This window comes from Arenibacter palladensis (assembly GCF_900129275.1).
Taxonomy (GTDB): domain Bacteria; phylum Bacteroidota; class Bacteroidia; order Flavobacteriales; family Flavobacteriaceae; genus Arenibacter; species Arenibacter palladensis.
On sequence record NZ_FQUX01000002.1, the window covers coordinates 122,907 to 139,861 of the forward strand.

At 39.1% G+C, this 16,955-nt stretch carries 15 protein-coding genes; 10 read left to right on the forward strand and 5 right to left on the reverse strand.

The window, feature by feature from the left end; translation table 11 throughout:
• Positions 1-39: 39 nt before the first annotated feature.
• Together BUA60_RS06575 and BUA60_RS06580 are read right to left on the reverse strand one after the other, a co-directional pair.
• Entirely contained in the window at positions 40-759 is a 720-nt protein-coding gene (locus tag BUA60_RS06575; protein WP_072860980.1) for a TIGR03915 family putative DNA repair protein, read from the reverse strand.
• A gap of 2 nt (positions 760-761) precedes the next feature.
• The gene (locus tag BUA60_RS06580; protein WP_072860981.1) at positions 762-941 is read right to left on the reverse strand and encodes a hypothetical protein; all 180 of its coding nucleotides are present in this window, start codon (positions 939-941) and stop codon (positions 762-764) included.
• Between the two features lie 173 nt (positions 942-1,114).
• Here BUA60_RS06580 and BUA60_RS06585 point away from each other — a divergent pair, with 173 nt between their 5' ends.
• From BUA60_RS06585 to BUA60_RS06595, 3 genes are all read left to right on the forward strand, one after another.
• Complete coding sequence (locus tag BUA60_RS06585) at positions 1,115-1,882, forward strand: XRE family transcriptional regulator (RefSeq protein ID WP_072860982.1); 768 nt, start codon at positions 1,115-1,117, stop codon at positions 1,880-1,882.
• A gap of 670 nt (positions 1,883-2,552) precedes the next feature.
• Positions 2,553-4,478 carry a sensor histidine kinase gene (locus BUA60_RS06590; RefSeq protein ID WP_245802504.1) on the forward strand — a complete coding sequence of 642 codons (1,926 nt, stop codon included), beginning with the start codon at positions 2,553-2,555 and terminating at the stop codon, positions 4,476-4,478.
• A 24-nt stretch (positions 4,479-4,502) separates the two neighbouring features.
• Positions 4,503-5,183 carry a metal-dependent hydrolase gene (locus tag BUA60_RS06595; RefSeq protein ID WP_072860984.1) on the forward strand — a complete coding sequence of 227 codons (681 nt, stop codon included), beginning with the start codon at positions 4,503-4,505 and terminating at the stop codon, positions 5,181-5,183.
• On the opposite strand, the gene BUA60_RS06600 is transcribed toward BUA60_RS06595, so the two are convergent.
• Positions 5,184-5,978, reverse strand: a complete 795-nt coding sequence (locus tag BUA60_RS06600) for an SDR family oxidoreductase (protein ID WP_072861585.1) — start codon at positions 5,976-5,978, stop codon at positions 5,184-5,186.
• Between the two features lie 48 nt (positions 5,979-6,026).
• On the opposite strand from BUA60_RS06600, the gene BUA60_RS06605 reads away from it, so the two are divergent.
• The 4 genes from BUA60_RS06605 to BUA60_RS06620 all read left to right on the forward strand — a co-directional run bounded on the left by BUA60_RS06605 (position 6,027) and on the right by BUA60_RS06620 (position 10,908).
• Complete coding sequence (locus BUA60_RS06605; RefSeq protein WP_072860985.1) at positions 6,027-7,079, forward strand: o-succinylbenzoate synthase; 1,053 nt, start codon at positions 6,027-6,029, stop codon at positions 7,077-7,079.
• Positions 7,070-8,029 (forward strand): CPBP family intramembrane glutamic endopeptidase, encoded by a 960-nt coding sequence (locus BUA60_RS06610; RefSeq protein ID WP_072861586.1) that lies wholly within the window; start codon positions 7,070-7,072, stop codon positions 8,027-8,029. Before BUA60_RS06605 ends, BUA60_RS06610 begins: the two co-directional genes overlap by 10 nt.
• Entirely contained in the window at positions 8,013-9,083 is a 1,071-nt protein-coding gene (locus BUA60_RS06615) for an AMP-binding protein (protein WP_072860986.1), read from the forward strand. The genes BUA60_RS06610 and BUA60_RS06615 overlap by 17 nt, the downstream gene beginning before the upstream one ends.
• A 79-nt stretch (positions 9,084-9,162) precedes the next feature.
• Positions 9,163-10,908, forward strand: coding sequence for a carboxypeptidase-like regulatory domain-containing protein (locus BUA60_RS06620; protein ID WP_072860987.1), 1,746 nt, complete (start codon positions 9,163-9,165; stop codon positions 10,906-10,908).
• Positions 10,909-11,113: 205 nt separating this feature from the next.
• Here BUA60_RS06620 and BUA60_RS06625 read toward each other — a convergent pair whose 3' ends face one another.
• Positions 11,114-12,742, reverse strand: coding sequence for an acyl-CoA carboxylase subunit beta (locus BUA60_RS06625; RefSeq protein ID WP_072860988.1), 1,629 nt, complete (start codon positions 12,740-12,742; stop codon positions 11,114-11,116).
• Between the two features lie 73 nt (positions 12,743-12,815).
• Here BUA60_RS06625 and BUA60_RS06630 point away from each other — a divergent pair, with 73 nt between their 5' ends.
• The 3 genes from BUA60_RS06630 (at position 12,816) to ettA (ending at position 16,041) form a co-directional block, all read left to right on the forward strand.
• The gene (locus BUA60_RS06630; protein ID WP_072860989.1) at positions 12,816-13,799 is read left to right on the forward strand and encodes a Gfo/Idh/MocA family protein; all 984 of its coding nucleotides are present in this window, start codon (positions 12,816-12,818) and stop codon (positions 13,797-13,799) included.
• A 230-nt stretch (positions 13,800-14,029) separates the two neighbouring features.
• Positions 14,030-14,212, forward strand: coding sequence for a CAL67264 family membrane protein (locus BUA60_RS06635; protein WP_031443882.1), 183 nt, complete (start codon positions 14,030-14,032; stop codon positions 14,210-14,212).
• Between the two features lie 137 nt (positions 14,213-14,349).
• On the forward strand, positions 14,350-16,041 hold the full coding sequence (gene ettA / locus BUA60_RS06640) for an energy-dependent translational throttle protein EttA (protein ID WP_072860990.1): 1,692 nt from the start codon (positions 14,350-14,352) through the stop codon (positions 16,039-16,041).
• A gap of 103 nt (positions 16,042-16,144) precedes the next feature.
• On the opposite strand, the gene BUA60_RS06645 is transcribed toward ettA, so the two are convergent.
• Positions 16,145-16,945 carry an MBL fold metallo-hydrolase gene (locus BUA60_RS06645; RefSeq protein ID WP_072860991.1) on the reverse strand — a complete coding sequence of 267 codons (801 nt, stop codon included), beginning with the start codon at positions 16,943-16,945 and terminating at the stop codon, positions 16,145-16,147.
• Positions 16,946-16,955 lie beyond the last annotated feature (10 nt).

Sequence of the window (16,955 nt, forward strand, 5' to 3'; positions counted from 1 at the left end):
GCTTAATTGAACGCTGTGCCAATCAAACGGGCACATTTATTATACTGCCTCCTTTTCACTTACAATTGCCAACTGGCGTTGTCCGGAATATCGCGAATGTGAGTGTATTTTGTTATTTATAAGTTGTTTTATGTTCGTCTGGGAAAGATCTCCGGTGCAATCATAGGTTGACAATTCCAAGGATATAATTTCTACAGTGTATAGGTTGTAATATATGGCATACTTCCTCTTTTGATCGTACACCATAAATTCCTGACCATGGAATTTAGACCTGAAGTATTTGGAAATAAGCGGTAGCACGTCGAATCCTGGTGAAACATTGGAAAAGTAGACCTGATCTTGCGATATTTTAAAATTTGCAATGGCCTCTATTCTATGTTTTTCCCGTGCCACCATTCTGGATAGTTGCTGAATTTTTAAAATAATTTCCGACAATCCTTCAACAGGGCTTTCATTGGGATTGGCATACATAGAACGGATGTATTGATATAGCAGTAGTTCAATACCATTAGTTTCGCTTAAAAAGGCAAAGTAAATGGACTTAATGGCCGCATTGCTTTTGTTCTGTATACTGTTCCAAACCCGTCTTGCCTTATCCATCTGGGTAAAAACAGTTATCGCTTCCGAAAACAGACCTTTTTGAATCTCCTTATTTTTTTGGATGTCCGCCACAGGTATTTTCTCCTCAAAAATTTTGAAAACCGTAGTTAGAAAACCATTGAAACTGCCGTCGTAAATTAAAACCTTAGGATTTTCCATAATTATTCAAATAAACTGAGTTGTACACTTAATTCCTTTTTTAAACGTCTTCTTTCCGTTTTTACTAAATGACCCTTGGATAAACCACTCTCTTTTTTGGAGCTAATGGAAACAAAGTGATTATCATCCATCCCGGAAAAGGCTAGACTACTTAATTTTTGATGCAAATCGTCCAAAGTCATGTTTTTGTATTTGTAATTATTCCAAATATATGGATTATTTCCTAATTATGGAAATAGTCCAATAAATTTTTTGGATATATTCCAAAATACGTATATTTGAGGCTATGGGATATAGTCTCTTACCCAAATAGGGAATATCTCCATGTCAACTATATGAATTAAAAACCTTTACTATGAACGAGGATATGGAAATTGTGACAAAGCGCTTTACCGATTTACGCCGGGAATTGGGGTATACCCAATCTGACTTTGCCAACTTGCTTGGTATTTCAAATACTACTGCCGACATAGAAAGGGGGCGTACCAAATTATCGGGAAAAGTAGTGGCTGAATTGCTCAAGCAATTTAAAATAAATCCACTTTGGCTATTCGGTGACAGTTCCCAAAAGTATCTAGCGGTTACCAATGTCAGTGTTATTCCCAAGGTGGTTACGGTTAATTCATCCGAAAACGAGAATATGGTATTGGTAAATGCAAAGGCCGCCGCCGGATACCCCCAAAACATTCAGGACACCAGTTGGTACAAACAGCTGCCTGCCTTTGATATTCCTTTGCCAGAATTCAGAAATGCCACCTATAGAGGTTTCCAAATTGAAGGGGACAGTATGTTACCCAATCTAAGGCCAGGGGAATGGGTATTGGCCAGGGCCGTTGAAGGTCTAAAGGATGTAAGTCCCAATAAGATTTACGTTGTGGTATTACAGGACGCCGTTTTGGTGAAAAAGATTGAAAAATCGCCCAATCCGGCCGTAATTTCCCTAATATCATTAAATGAAAACTATCCTCCATACAGCGTTAACACAGAAGACATACAAGAGCTTTGGCAAGTTAGCAGTAAAATAACTTTTGGAGTAGATGCCACTTCCGAGAAGGGATTGCTAAGGCAATTGCAGGAATCTATGGATGAGCTAAAAAATCAATTAAAAAAAGTCAATAACTAATACCACCTTATTGTTAGGCTTAGAGGCTTATTACCCGAGTATTTTTTAGGGAAGACTTTTCCTGTAATAAAAAGATTATAGAAACCGATTGTCCCTGCCCGCTTCGGACAGGATTAAACTTGACCCATCTTGGAATTTTCACATTAAATAGGATTAATATCTTGTAATTGTAGGTTTTACCTTATAGATAGTTTTACCGATAAAGTGCATGTTATTACCGACGAACCGCAAGATTATCTTCTATTTCCAGCTTTCACAACAAGATCGTGATGTTACACAACAAAATTCTAGAATTCACACTACAAGAACATATTTTTGAGCTGATAATGAGTCCCAAATCTTATCATTACATATATAAAAAGGCTGTGCAATTAAATTGTATCGCCTTTTTTATTTTAGAATCTTACTACAGGTACAAAAATGTAGGATAAAATAATGGTTAACTTGCCCACAAATCCCTTAATTTGATTTGTGTTTTTAATTGGTAAGTACCGATGATGGTAATTAGGGATATACGGGGTACAACAATAACCCAGCTTTGGCGTTTGTAGTATTGGGTGCCAATATGCCAAAAGGCTTTAAAATTATTAAAAAAACCAAGAAGTAATTAGAATATTTAGACAACAATTGAACAATGGTGAAGTCTTTTAATAAAATGTTTGTTTCATTAATGATTTGTTCATTGTGTTTCTGGTATTCGCCTGCCCAGGACCCTTCCACCAAACCCGATTATTTTCAAGAGTTCCAGAATAAGAAAGGAGCACAGGAAAGATTTGATTATTTCTTTGGTGTTCCCAATCGCTATCTAGAAGATTCGGCCTATGACTGGCAAGCGGCCGTAAACGTTTATCACAACAATGCCCAAAAAGTAAAGGATTCAATAAGTATCACCAAATATGAGCTTATGCAGTCCCAACTTTATTATGATATAGGCGACTTTAGCAAAAGTGTGGCCATTGCAAACCAATTGTACAAGAAAATTGAAAGCTTGGATTTGCAATCCAAAAAAATCCTTTTAGATCTTATAGACAACAACTATGCAAAATTGGGGCTATACGATAGGCAATTTGAAATTAGGAATGAGAAAAAGAACTTAGGCCTTACAGATAAGGTTATTTTCTATGATATCTACTCCAACCTTGGACTTCATAGAAAGGCAATGGACGACTATATCAAGGACAAGCTGAAAACCATAAGGGAAGACGATTATTATGGCCAGGCGGAATATCAGAGCAACGTTGGCAACTACCTTCTTTTGGATATGTCCATACCAACAGCCCTAACCTATTACAAGAAGGCAAAGGGATTTATTGATGTATATCTCAATGATATTAGCAGGGAAAAAACAGAACAAGAAATTAGCAAAGGTAATTTATTGAAAGCCATTATAGAAGGGAACATTGGTAAATGCCATGCCCTGCTTAAGGAATATGATATTGCCATTCCTTATTTGGAGAATTCCATTAACCTGATCAATGAATACAACAAGGGTAAATTCTCGTCGGAAAAGGTAGAAAACACCTTGGAGTTGGCAGATTGCTATTTGCAGAAAGAAGACTATGAAAAGGCCCAGGAGTATCTCTTGGATGGACAAAATCCTGTGAAAATTGAAAATATCCTAAGAAGAAATAGATTATTAGCGGCCTACTTTGACCGTATTGGCGATTATAAAAATTCAGTCGATTATTTAAAACGAAACGTACGCATAAGGGATTCATTGAATAGGAATGAATCCTCCATGAAAAAACAACAGTTGGCGGCCGTGGCCGGGCAAGAGATAGAGTACTCCAAGAAAATGATGGAGCAGCAGAAAAAGGACCTAGAGCAATCCCGAAGCGATTTACAGGCCAAAGAGGAAAGAATAAACATTGTTTTTATTTCTTTGATCTTTACTCTTTTGGGATTTGCAGGCTTAGTTTTTGCCTATTTGAAAAGTATTAAGAACCAGCGGCTCATTGCGGATCAGAAGCGCATAATAGAGGCTTCATTGGTAGAAAAGGATTCCCTTTTAAAAGAAATTCACCACAGGGTTAAAAATAACTTGCAAATGGTTTCCAGCCTGCTTAGCTTACAGACCAAAAATACCCGTAGTAAGGCAGCTATAGAGGCGTTGGAAGAGGGCAAGAGTAGGGTAAAGGCCATGGCCCTTATCCATCAAAAATTATATCAGAACGATGATCTCTCCGTGATAGAAATGCAGGGATATATAGAAAGTCTTATTAATAGTGTACAATCGGTCTACAAAAAAGGCGGCCATAATATAAATATTACCATTGATGCCGAAGGCGTTGAGTTGGATATTGATAGGGCAATTCCCTTTGGCCTTATTTTAAATGAATTGGTATCCAATTCATTTAAATATGCCTTCCCGGATGATGACGAAAATGGAAAGATTTATATCCATTTAAGGAAAAATGGGGGACAAGGCTATTTTGAGTACACGGACAATGGGGTAGGACTGCCAGAGGATACGGATGACAGGGCCAATTCCTCCATGGGAATCAGGTTAATGAATCGTTTGGTAAATCAGCTTCAATCTACCTTAAATATCGATAAAACATCCGAAGGAGTTCGTTTTTGGTTCAATTTTAAATAAATTTGAATAAAAACAGTTCAACTTATGCAAATTACATTTCTAGGCCATGCCACTTTACTCATTGAAACAGCTGGCAAAAGGTTATTGGTAGATCCTTTTATTTCAGGAAATGAGAAAGTAGATGGTAAAATCGATATTAAAGATTTAAAACCCGATTACATCCTGGTAACCCACGCCCATCAAGACCATACCTTGGATGTTGAAGAAATTGGAAAAATGAGCAATGCCACTGTGGTTAGCAATTTTGAGATTGCCACTTATTTTGAAAACAAAGGCCTAAAGGCTCATCCTATGAATCACGGTGGGAACTGGAAGTTTGACTTTGGTACCCTGAAATATGTAAATGCCATTCATACCTCTTCCTTTGCTGATGGAACCTATGGTGGACAGCCAGGGGGATTTATTCTTTCTTCTGAAGGAAAGCACATTTATATTGCCGGCGACACAGCCTTGACAATGGATATGAAACTAATTCCCATGTCCTATCAATTGGATCTTGCTGTATTGCCCATTGGCGATAATTTTACGATGGGGGTCGATGACGCCCTTCTAGCATCGGATTTTGTGGAATGCCCTAAGATATTGGGTTGTCATTATGATACTTTTGGGTATATTGTTATTGATCATGACCAGGCCATTCAAAAATTTTCAAAAAAGGGTAAAGAGCTAATTCTACTGGAAATAGGAGGATCTTTAACGGTTTAATTATCTCACATTACTTCGCAGTACTAGCCTGTGGAGCAGTTTAGGGAAAAATCTTTTCAAATAGATTCCGACTACCTCTTTTCGGCCAATGTAAACTTCGAATTTTTCTTTTTCTATGGCCTTGACCATTTTTTTGGCAAAGACTTGTGGAGATAATCCGTTTTTAGTGGCCACATCATTGTCAACTTGGGGACTGCCATCTGCGGTTAGGGCATTAATGGCCACATTGGTATTTACAAAGCCTGGACATACCATGGTAACCTTAATATTGTCAGTTTCATGTTCCATGCGCAAAACGTCAAAAAAACCATGTAGCGCATGCTTGGCCCCACAATATCCAGAGCGATAGGGAGAGCCAAATTTTCCCATTAGGCTGGTTACGGTAACAAAATGTCCTTTTTGTTGAGTTACAAAATAGGGAAGGATTGCTTTGGAAAGGGCAATGGTACCCATATAATTAACGTCCATTAATTTCTGATAAACCTGCAAATTGGTTTCCATAATTAAGGAACGTTGACTAATACCAGCATTATTTATCAATAAGTCGATAGACCCATAAAATGACATAGCTTCCGTTACTTTTTCAGACATGGTATCCTTATCCATCAAATCCAATGGCAGAAGGGAGATAAGATCGCTTTTTGGGCAACGGGTCTTAACTGATTGTATATCCTTTAATTTTCTGGAAGAAATAATGAGTTTATAGCCTATGCGGTTAAGTTCATAGGTCAGGGCTTCCCCTATGCCTGAGGAAGCTCCAGTTATCCATACCACCTTATCGACTTTTGTTTTCATTTTATTCATATTTAGAAAAAAAGATAGTTAAATTTGATTTTATATTTCATGAAAGCAACCTACAAAAAATACATTTTAGAATTTAAACGTCCCAGTGGTACTTCCAGGGGAATAATGACCCATAAAGAAACCTTCTTTATTATTTTAGAACGGGACAAAAGATTTGGAATCGGGGAATGCGGTATTTTAAGGGGGTTGAGTGTTGATGATGTTCCGGGCTATGAGGACAAGCTGAAATGGACCGGTGACAATATTCATTTGGGAAAAGACCAACTGTTGAAAGCCTTGATGCAATATCCAAGCATTCAATTCGGGGTGGAACAAGCCTTTTTATCCCTTAATTCCGAGGATCCCTTTTTACTTTATCCTTCAGAATTTACGCTAAACAATAGCCCCATAGCCATCAACGGATTGATTTGGATGGGGGATGAACGTTTTATGCACCAACAGATCCAAAAAAAACTTGAAGAAGGTTTCAAGTGCATTAAATTAAAAATTGGAGCCATCGATTTCGAGAAGGAAATAGCGCTTTTAAAATCCATTAGAAATACATACAGTGAAAAAGAGATTGAAATAAGGGTCGATGCCAACGGTGCATTCATTCCTTCAGAAGCCATGGCTAAACTGGAACGACTTTCCCTTTATGGACTACACTCCATAGAACAACCCATCAAGGCTGGCAACACTAATGAAATGACGGAATTATGCCTAAATACTCCCATCCCCATAGCCTTGGACGAGGAATTAATAGGAATTACTGATGTAACGGAAAAGGAGAAACTTCTACAAATTATAAGGCCGCAGTATATAATCCTAAAACCAAGTTTGGTTGGAGGGTTTAAAGGAAGTATGGAATGGATTAAAATTGCCGAGAAATTAAATATAAAATGGTGGGTTACCAGTGCATTGGAAAGCAATATAGGCCTTAATGCCATAGCCCAATGGACCTTTACCTTAAACAACCCTCTACCACAGGGATTGGGTACCGGTGGGTTATATACCAATAATTTTAAATGCCCGCTAAAAGTAAAAAATGGAACAATTTCCTATGAACAAACCGGGAGTTGGGAAAACAATTTAATAAAGAATATATGTATATAGAACAGGGATATAAAGGAAACCATGAATCTTGGAGATACCTAGTCGGAATTTTGATCATATTCATTGGCTGGCAACTTTTGGGGTCCATTCCACTACTTGGGGTAATAATCGTTAAGTCTCTTGGCGGGGAAACCTTTCCTTCGGATGTTGCAGGAATGTCGAAAATGGTAGGTAGCAATCTATTTCTCTTTTTAATGCTTATTTCATTTGTATTTGGCCTTGTGGCCACATTTCTTACGGTTCAATTTGTTCATAGGCAAACTATAACCTCCCTTACCACCAGTAGAAACAAAATAGATTGGAAACGAGTGTTTTTCGCTTTTGGACTTTGGGGACTAATAACAATTTTGATTACCGGGCTGGACATCTTTTTGTCCCCAGAGGATTATGTTTTTAATTTTAATGTAATGCCCTTTGTCATATTATGCCTTATTTCCGTTTTCCTAATCCCGCTCCAAACCAGTTTTGAGGAGTATTTTATGCGAGGTTACCTAATGCAGGGTATTGGGTTAATGACGGGCAAAAGATGGGTGCCATTAGTAATCACTTCCATGATTTTTGGTTTGTTACACCTTTTTAATCCTGAGGTTGAAAAATTGGGCTATGGAATAATGGTTTATTATATAGGTACTGGGTTTTTCCTAGGGATTTTGACCCTAATGGATGAGGGATTGGAATTGGCCATAGGTTTTCATGCCGCCAATAATTTATTGACAGCCCTCTTGGTGACCGCAGATTGGACCGCCTTCCAGACCGAATCCCTCTACAGGGATATATCGGAACCAGAGTTGGGTTGGGATGTGTTTTTACCGGTATTGGTGATCTATCCCATTATCTTGTATGTATTCTCCAAAAAATACGGCTGGACCAACTGGAAGGAGCGTCTTACCGGTGATGTACAAAGTCCAGAAACTTTACAACTAAATGTAGAAAGTGATTCCAACCTTTAAAAACATCCATCCTAAATTTAAATTCAACGAAATCCATTACGATTTTGGAGTTTTAAAAGAGTTGGCCTACAGTCTTGTTAAGGAAGGTCAAGTGTACGAGAAGTGTATAGGAAATTTTCTAATGGATTGGTTAGATGATACCGATACCATTCTAGTAAAAACTTCCGGATCTACAGGTGTCCCCAAAACAATTTCGTTGAAAAAGGAACATATGGTAAATTCTGCCTTGGCCACAGGAGCTTTTTTTAAAATGGGACCTGGAACAAAAGCCCTTCTATGTCTGTCCACCGACCATATAGCGGGGAGAATGATGTTGGTCCGAGCCATGGTACTGGGTTGGGAAATAGACTTGGTGGAACCTTCTTCCAATCCTTTGCAATTCACTTCCAAGAATTACGACTTTGTTGCCATGGTGCCCATGCAGGTACAAGGTTCTATTCCATATTTAAAGCAAATTGGCACATTAATTATTGGAGGGGCACCTATTTCCCCTGAACTAAAATTAGATCTTAACAAGGTAGATACACGGATTTTCGAAACTTATGGTATGACCGAAACCATTACCCATATTGCCGTAAAAGAGCTTGCAAAAGGCCCTGAAGACCATAATTTTAAGACCCTTCCGGATGTTGTTCTTTCCAGGGATGAAAGGGATTGCTTGGTGATTGAAGCTCCAAAAGTTTCCGATGCCGTTATAGTAACCAACGATGTAATTAACCTAATTTCACCCACTGAGTTCCAGTGGCTGGGCAGGTATGACAACGTAATTAATTCCGGGGGAGTAAAATTAATCCCGGAACAACTGGAGTCCAAGTTATCTGTATTGATCAAATCCAGATTTTTTGTGGCGGGCATCCCTGATGCCTATTTAGGCCAAAAATTGATATTGGTAGTCGAAGGTGATATAGATGTTAATCAATTGTCCCAAGACATAAAATTCCTTAACACAATTTCTAAATATGAAATTCCCAAAGAAATATTTAGTGTACTCCAGTTTGTGGAAACAGCTAGTGGAAAGGTAAATAGAAACGAAACTTTAGAAATTATAAAATAGAGAGGTTCAGGGTTATATCTTAAATTAATTACCTAAATTCAAGAATTAAATATTCCTTTCAAATTCTAAAGTGTACCGAATGGCCCGGATTTTTGTCAGTATTACATTTCTCTGTATTTTCGTTATTGGGACCGCTCAGGAAACTACGTTTACCATTAGCGGCAAGGTCACTTATATGGACCAAGCTTTACCCAATGCCAATGTGTTCATAAAAGGCACTACTGTGGGAACAAAAACGGATTCCAAAGGTCAATATAGCATCGAAGTGTCTCCTGGAAATATAATGACATTTTCCTATTTGGGAATGCAAACAATTGAAGTGCCCGTTGGTGACATGAACAATGTACTGGATATAAGGCTTTCGGAACATGCAGAGGAATTGGATGAAGTTGTGGTAAAAAAGATAAAGCGTAAAAGCCAAAAAGAACTTCTAGCAGAGTATCCCACCAACACAAATTTAATTAAGTCCTCCTGGGGAATTATGGACAAGGACCGGACATCATATTCGATGCGGGTCATTGATGGCAAAAATTTAATGACCTCGGGGGTTGATTTTCTGGATGCCCTACTTCCATGGGTTCCTAATATGGTAATTGACAGGGTAACCAACCCCTTGGATCCACGAGTTTATTTGCCACAATATGCAAGCACAAAAGTACCTGTTATTTTTGATGTTGACGGCTTTGTTTATGAACAGGCCCCGACATTTATTTCCGTCCACGGCATTGAACGTGTTGCGGTACTTACTCGAAACGGCGCATTTGCCAGATATGGTTCTAGAGGTGCTGGCGGAGTCATTATTATTAATACCAAGGAGCAGACACGTATAGATGATTTAGAAGTAAAAAGAATCTACAACAATTCAGGGTTGAGGGATAGTATTAATGATCAGTTAGCTATTAAGCCGGCATATGTTGCGGAAATTCCTGAGTATATTAAAGAATATTCTTTGGCCGATACGGAAGATATGTCCAATCGAATATTTGAAAGTCAAAAAGCAAGGTTTGGCAACTCTCCCTATTATCTACTTGACATTTCCGATTATTTCAGAAACACTTGGGGCGACAAAAAACAATCAATTGCACTTCTGGATTCAATGGCAAAACAATTCGCACATGACGACATAGCTCTCAAGGCATTGGCTTATAGGTATGAAAAATTGGGTTTATTGGAAAGTGCCTTACAGCAATATTTGGCGATTCTGAAATTGAAACCAAGGGATGCCCAGTCGCACAGGGATTTGGCCAATGCCTATAATGAGATAGGGAATTACCAAAAGGCATTACATATTTATTCCCGTTATGAACTGGCCGTAAACGATCTGGATTCTGTTCCATTTGACAAATATGGAACGGACGAGCTTATGACTACGGAACGTATGAATATTGTTAAACTTAATGCAGGTAAGTTTTCTTTGGAAAGTGGAACATTGGAAGAAAGTACTGCAAATCCTGGGAATAGGGTATTGATAGAATGGAATAACAATGCAGCCGAATTTGAATTACAATTTGTAGATCCTGAAAAGTATTATAACAGTTGGGAATATTCTGTTGAAACCAAAGAAGCCGAATTGTCCGCAGAAATTTCAAAAGGATATTCCAGTAAACAATTCTTTTTGCATGATGACCTAAAAGGAGCATGGGTGATTAATATTTCTTACTTTGGAAATGGTTCCCAAGACCCCACTTACCTGAAAGTAACTACATTTTTTGATTACGGCACTTTGGAGCAACGACAGGCTACCAAGGTTTTTAAACTGGCAGGGATTAAGGAAGATTCTTATTTGTGTAGAATAAATACGGAATCAAAATTATTTATTGAATGAACTTCACTCTTTGATAGGGATACAAATCCAACTATGGTAATGTCAACATATTGATACATTACATCATTTTAACATTGGTACATTCTTACATTCCCAAATTATCCCATTTCCAAATCTTCAAAGACCCAAATTAACACATTGCTACATTAGTACATTTGCACATTGGTACATTTTCAAATTATCCCATTTCCAAATCTTCAAATTATCAAACCTGTACCACTCCCATATTAAATTGCTTTTCAATAGGGGCATGGTTGGCAGCCTCGATACCCATAGATATCCACTTGCGAGTGTCCAGAGGATCTATTACTGCGTCCGTCCATAAACGGGAGGCTGCATAATAGGGCGATATCTGATTATCATATCGCTGTTTTATTTTATTAAAAAGTTCGCTTTCCTGGGCTTCCGTAATTTTCTCGCCCTTCTTCTTCAGTGAAGCGGTTTCTATCTGTAGTAACACCTTGGCGGCAGAATTACCGCTCATTACCGCCAATTCGGCACTGGGCCACGCTATAATCAATCTCGGGTCGTACGCCTTGCCGCACATAGCGTAATTTCCCGCTCCGTAACTATTGCCTATAACAACTGTGAATTTAGGTACCACGGAATTGCTGACCGCGTTCACCATTTTTGCCCCATCCTTTATAATACCCCCATGCTCACTTTTACTACCTACCATAAAACCGGTAACGTCCTGTAAAAATACCAAGGGAATTTTCTTTTGGTTGCAGTTGGCTATAAAACGGGTGGCCTTATCCGCAGAATCGGAATAGATGACCCCTCCAAATTGCATTTCCCCATTTTTGGTCTTTACTACTTTACGCTGGTTGGCAACGATACCTACGGCCCATCCATCTATACGGGCATATCCAGTAAGTATAGTTTTTCCGTAACCTTCCTTGTATTGTTCAAAATCGGAATTATCTACCAATCGATTTATAATTTCCAACATATCGTATTGCTCGGCCCTCGATTTTGGAATAATCCCATAAATATCATCTTCCTTTTCCTTGGGTGTTACCGCTGGGATTCTGTTATATCCCGCCTTATCATAGTCGCCAATTTTACCCATGATGTTCTTTATGGTATCCAAAGCATCTTTGTCGTCCTTCGCCTTGTAATCCGTTACTCCACTAATTTCACAATGGGTAGTGGCACCTCCTAAAGTTTCATTATCAATAACTTCTCCTATTGCAGCCTTTACCAAATAACTACCCGCCAAAAAAATACTACCCGTTTTGTCCACTATTAAAGCCTCATCGCTCATTATCGGCAGATAGGCCCCACCTGCAACACAACTGCCCATAACGGCCGAAATTTGGGTAATTCCCATACTGCTCATTACCGCATTATTTCTAAAAATTCTACCAAAATGTTCCTTGTCCGGAAATATTTCGTCCTGCATGGGAAGGTATACCCCGGCACTATCTACCAAGTAAATTATCGGCAAGCGATTTTCAATAGAAATTTCTTGGGCCCTTAGGTTTTTTTTTGCGGTGATAGGAAACCAAGCTCCTGCTTTTACCGTGGCATCATTGGCCACCACAATACATTGCTTGCCCTGTACATAGCCAATTTTTACTACAACACCTCCAGAGGGACATCCACCGTGGGCCTCGTACATGCCATCACCTACAAACGCCCCGATTTCAATAACATTTTTGCCCTTATCCAAAAGGTAATCAATACGCTCCCTAGCACTTAATTTACCTAGGGCATGTTGCTTTTCCAACCTACTTTTCCCGCCTCCTAGTTTTACCTTGGCCAGTTTATTTTTTAATGCTGATAGTAGTAATTTATTGTGGTCTTCGTTTTTGTTGAAGTTGATATCCATGTTGAGATGCCTTTCTTTTGCGCAATAAAGATAAGGAGTTATATTTATTAACTTTAACTAAATTATATTCTAAATGAGCGAAAAAGTAAGATGGGGAATTATTGGATTGGGCAACATTGCCAGTAATTTTGTCAAGGACCTTGCTCTGGTCAAGGAGGCTGAAATTTACGCAGCGGCTTCAAGAAATTTGGAAAAGGCCAAAGGATTTTCGAAGGAATATAATATTCCAAATGCCTTTGGAAGCTATAAGGAACTTTTGGAGTGCAAGGAAGTTGATGTGGTCTACATTGCTACGCCGCATACTTCGCATTGCGAGCTTTCCATAATGGCCATGGAACATGGCAAACATGTGTTATGTGAAAAACCAATGGGTATAAATAGGGTAGAGGTCGAAAAAATGATTGCGGCAGCCCAAGAAAACAAGGTTTTTTTAATGGAGGCCCTATGGAGTAGGTTTAATCCTTCCATTAGAAAGGTAAAACAAATGGTAGATTCTGGGGATATTGGTCCATTGGCTTATTTACATGCAGATTTTGCTTTTTATGCCTTGGATAGGGATTTTAACGGAAGGGTGTTAAATCCTGAACTCGCTGGTGGATCCTTATTGGATATTGGGATTTATCCCATCTTCCTTGCATATTTACTTCTTGGCAAGCCAGATCAATTATTTTCTACCTCCAACTTTCATCCCAATGGTGCTGAAGTACAGACTTCAATGATCTTTAAATACCCCAAGGCCCAGGCAATTCTATATTCAGGTTTTACGAGTAGATCCGAAATGAAGGCCGAAATATCCGGAGAAAAGGGATCTATCTTTATACCTGGCAGGTGGCATGAAGCGCAGGGATATACTGTAGAAAGAAATGGAGAAAAGGAAGAGTTCAGCATGCCAACTACAGGTAGAGGGTATTTCTACGAAATAAACGAGGTTCACGACTGTCTGGACCAAGGGAAGTTGGAAAGTAGTCTATGGAGCCATAGGAACAGTATGGATTTAATAAGCTTAATGGACACCGTGAGAAAACAAAATGGAATTACATTTCCGTTTGAGGAATAAAAGGTATTAAGCCCCAAGGCAAGACCTGAACTCCTTTTGGGAGACAATCCAAGGGTAGTGGTATTAAACCAGTAACCCCGCTAAACAGGCGGGATCCGTTCAACTATCGTATTTCAATGCGCCTGTGGCTTCTGAAATACGCGTTTCACGAATAAAGTTTTTTTGTTAGGTGATAAATTCTTGTAAAATTTACGATATTTGGGGCTCTACAAACCAAACCAATTAAAAAAATGGGAATGAATAAGAATACAGTGCTTGCATGGGCAACCTTTATAATGATAATTGTAGGTCTTTCGCTTATAGCATTGGGTGCATTTAGATATGATGATGTTGCCGGATGGGGATTTGCCTCGGTTGGAATAGGTTTCTTTGCAATTGCATGGGTATTTAATGCTTTAAAAGGTAGGGTATAAAAAGCCACTGGAGATTTGGCGTTTTAAGAATTGTAGGCTACCCTGGCATCATAATGAAAAATTAATAGCTAAAGACGGTGGGTATCTGCCCTTCCACTTATAATTCAAATAATCACAACTAATAATACAAATACTATATGTCAGACGATAAGAAAGTCATTTTCTCCATGTCTGGGGTTACTAAAACATACAAAACTGCCAATACCCCAGTATTAAAGAATATTTATTTAAGTTTCTTTTACGGAGCTAAGATCGGAATTTTAGGTCTTAATGGTTCTGGTAAATCTACACTGCTCAAGATTATTGCCGGGGTGGATAAAAACTTCCAGGGAGATGTAGTTTTTTCTCCTGGATATAAGGTAGGTTATCTGGAGCAGGAACCTCAATTGGACGAGAACAAGACCGTTTTGGAGGTAGTCAAAGAAGGCGTGGCAGATACTGTGGCCATCCTGGATGAATACAATAAGATCAATGATATGTTCGGACTTCCGGAGGTATATGAGGATGCAGATAAAATGCAAAAACTCATGGACAAGCAGGCCGAGCTTCAGGACAAGATAGATGCCACCAATGCCTGGGAACTGGACAACAAGTTGGAAGTTGCCATGGATGCCTTGCGTACCCCGGAATCCGATAAGAAAATCGGCATACTGTCCGGAGGTGAAAGAAGGCGGGTAGCTCTGTGTAGACTGTTGTTACAGGAACCCGAAATTCTATTGTTGGATGAGCCAACAAACCACTTGGATGCTGAATCCGTTCATTGGTTGGAACATCATTTGGCAGAGTACAAAGGCACCGTTATTGCTGTAACCCACGATAGATATTTCTTGGATAATGTTGCCGGATGGATCTTGGAATTGGATAGGGGAGAAGGTATACCATGGAAAGGAAACTACTCTAGCTGGTTGGATCAAAAATCGAAGCGTATGGCCCAAGAAAGCAAAACAGCCTCCAAAAGACAAAAAATATTGGAAAGGGAGTTGGATTGGGTGCGACAAGGGGCCAAAGGTAGACAGACCAAACAAAAGGCCCGTTTACAGAACTATGACAAATTGATGAGCCAGGATCAAAAACAATTGGATGAAAAACTGGAGATCTATATCCCCAACGGTCCCCGATTAGGGACCAATGTAATAGAGGCCAAAGGAGTATCTAAGGCCTATGGGGATAAATTACTTTATGAGGACTTAAATTTTAAATTGCCTCAGGCGGGAATTGTAGGTATTATTGGTCCTAACGGAGCTGGTAAAACCACTATTTTCCGAATGATAATGGGTGAGGAAAAACCGGACAAAGGTGAATTCATTGTAGGGGAAACGGCAAAAATTGCCTATGTGGACCAAAGTCATTCCAATATTGACCCCAATAAGACCATTTGGCAGAATTTTAGCGATGAGCAGGAATTGATCATGATGGGAGGTAGACAGGTAAATTCGAGAGCTTATTTAAGCAGGTTCAATTTTTCTGGAAGTGAGCAAAATAAAAAGGTGGATATGCTTTCCGGTGGGGAGCGTAACCGTCTGCATTTGGCCATGACCCTTAAAGAAGAGGGCAACGTTCTTCTTTTGGATGAGCCTACCAACGATTTGGATGTTAACACGCTAAGGGCCTTGGAGGAAGGTCTGGAAAATTTTGCCGGTTGTGCCGTGGTCATTTCCCACGACAGGTGGTTCTTGGATAGGATTTGTACCCATATCCTTTCTTTTGAAGGAGATTCCCAAGTACATTTCTTTGAAGGATCATTCTCTGAATACGAAGAAAACAAGAAGAAACGTTTGGGAGGAGATTTAATACCCAAGCGACTAAAATATAAAAAATTGGTGCGCTAATCGGTCCCATCCTAATTAAATAAGAATACGCTGTTGACACTATATTTAGGACAACAGCGTATTTTTTTTAATTAATTGAACCCTGTAGCATTCTCCAGTCCGCTTAATAATCTTCCGTAGGATACCAATCCAACTGTACTACCTCAATATTCGAATTCTTATCGTTTACCAACGCTTTAAATTTTGACACATCCCCAACATCGGGCTTTCCTCTATAATGGTAGGGATATACCTTTTTTGGCTTAAATTCCAGCACAGCATCCGCTGCACTTTCTACGGTCATGGTATAGGGAAGGTTCATACATACAAAGGCTTTATCTATATTCTGTAATGCCCGCATCTCAGGAATATCCTCTGTATCTCCTGAAAAGTAAATGCGTTCATTGTTTTTGCTTAGCACATAACCGTTACCTCTTCCCTTAACATGGAAGTCCTTGGCTTCCTCCCTAAGATTGTACATGGGAATTGCTTCTATGTTAATGCCATAACGTTCTTTGGATTCCCCATTATTTAAAATATCCAGTTGTGGCGTAAATTCTGCAGGAATTTTGTCGGCCACCGCCTGGGGAACGATAATTTTCGCCTTCTGGGTATTTAGAGCCTGTAGGGTTTCCAAACTAAAGTGATCACCATGGATGTCCGTAATCAAGATCAGGTCCGGTTCCTTTTCAGCTGCAAAAGCATCCTTACCTCCAACGGGATCTACATAGATAATGGTTCCATCCCAATCCAAAACCGCAGTGGCGTGTTCTATCGGCGTAATCTCAATATTGGAAATCGTATTATCCGTTTGGAGACCAACAGCCTCAGCTTTTTCCGGTAGGGATTTTGATTTTTCTTTACATCCCAAAGTCAATAGACCCATAAATACAGCTGTTATAATAAGGTGTTTTGAATGGCGCATAATTAGAGTA

What these genes read in the sequence shown, in the direction of transcription:
- BUA60_RS06575 (WP_072860980.1), bottom strand. Translation starts at nt 759, where the DNA reads ATGGAAAATCCTAAGGTTTTAATTTACGACGGCAGTTTCAATGGTTTT.
- BUA60_RS06580 (WP_072860981.1), bottom strand. Translation starts at nt 941, where the DNA reads ATGACTTTGGACGATTTGCATCAAAAATTAAGTAGTCTAGCCTTTTCC.
- BUA60_RS06585 (WP_072860982.1), top strand. Translation starts at nt 1,115, where the DNA reads ATGAACGAGGATATGGAAATTGTGACAAAGCGCTTTACCGATTTACGC.
- BUA60_RS06590 (WP_245802504.1), top strand. Translation starts at nt 2,553, where the DNA reads ATGATTTGTTCATTGTGTTTCTGGTATTCGCCTGCCCAGGACCCTTCC.
- BUA60_RS06595 (WP_072860984.1), top strand. Translation starts at nt 4,503, where the DNA reads ATGCAAATTACATTTCTAGGCCATGCCACTTTACTCATTGAAACAGCT.
- BUA60_RS06600 (WP_072861585.1), bottom strand. Translation starts at nt 5,978, where the DNA reads ATGAAAACAAAAGTCGATAAGGTGGTATGGATAACTGGAGCTTCCTCA.
- BUA60_RS06605 (WP_072860985.1), top strand. Translation starts at nt 6,027, where the DNA reads ATGAAAGCAACCTACAAAAAATACATTTTAGAATTTAAACGTCCCAGT.
- BUA60_RS06610 (WP_072861586.1), top strand. Translation starts at nt 7,070, where the DNA reads ATGTATATAGAACAGGGATATAAAGGAAACCATGAATCTTGGAGATAC.
- BUA60_RS06620 (WP_072860987.1), top strand. Translation starts at nt 9,163, where the DNA reads ATGGCCCGGATTTTTGTCAGTATTACATTTCTCTGTATTTTCGTTATT.
- BUA60_RS06625 (WP_072860988.1), bottom strand. Translation starts at nt 12,742, where the DNA reads ATGGATATCAACTTCAACAAAAACGAAGACCACAATAAATTACTACTA.
- BUA60_RS06630 (WP_072860989.1), top strand. Translation starts at nt 12,816, where the DNA reads ATGAGCGAAAAAGTAAGATGGGGAATTATTGGATTGGGCAACATTGCC.
- BUA60_RS06635 (WP_031443882.1), top strand. Translation starts at nt 14,030, where the DNA reads ATGGGAATGAATAAGAATACAGTGCTTGCATGGGCAACCTTTATAATG.
- ettA (WP_072860990.1), top strand. Translation starts at nt 14,350, where the DNA reads ATGTCAGACGATAAGAAAGTCATTTTCTCCATGTCTGGGGTTACTAAA.
- BUA60_RS06645 (WP_072860991.1), bottom strand. Translation starts at nt 16,945, where the DNA reads ATGCGCCATTCAAAACACCTTATTATAACAGCTGTATTTATGGGTCTA.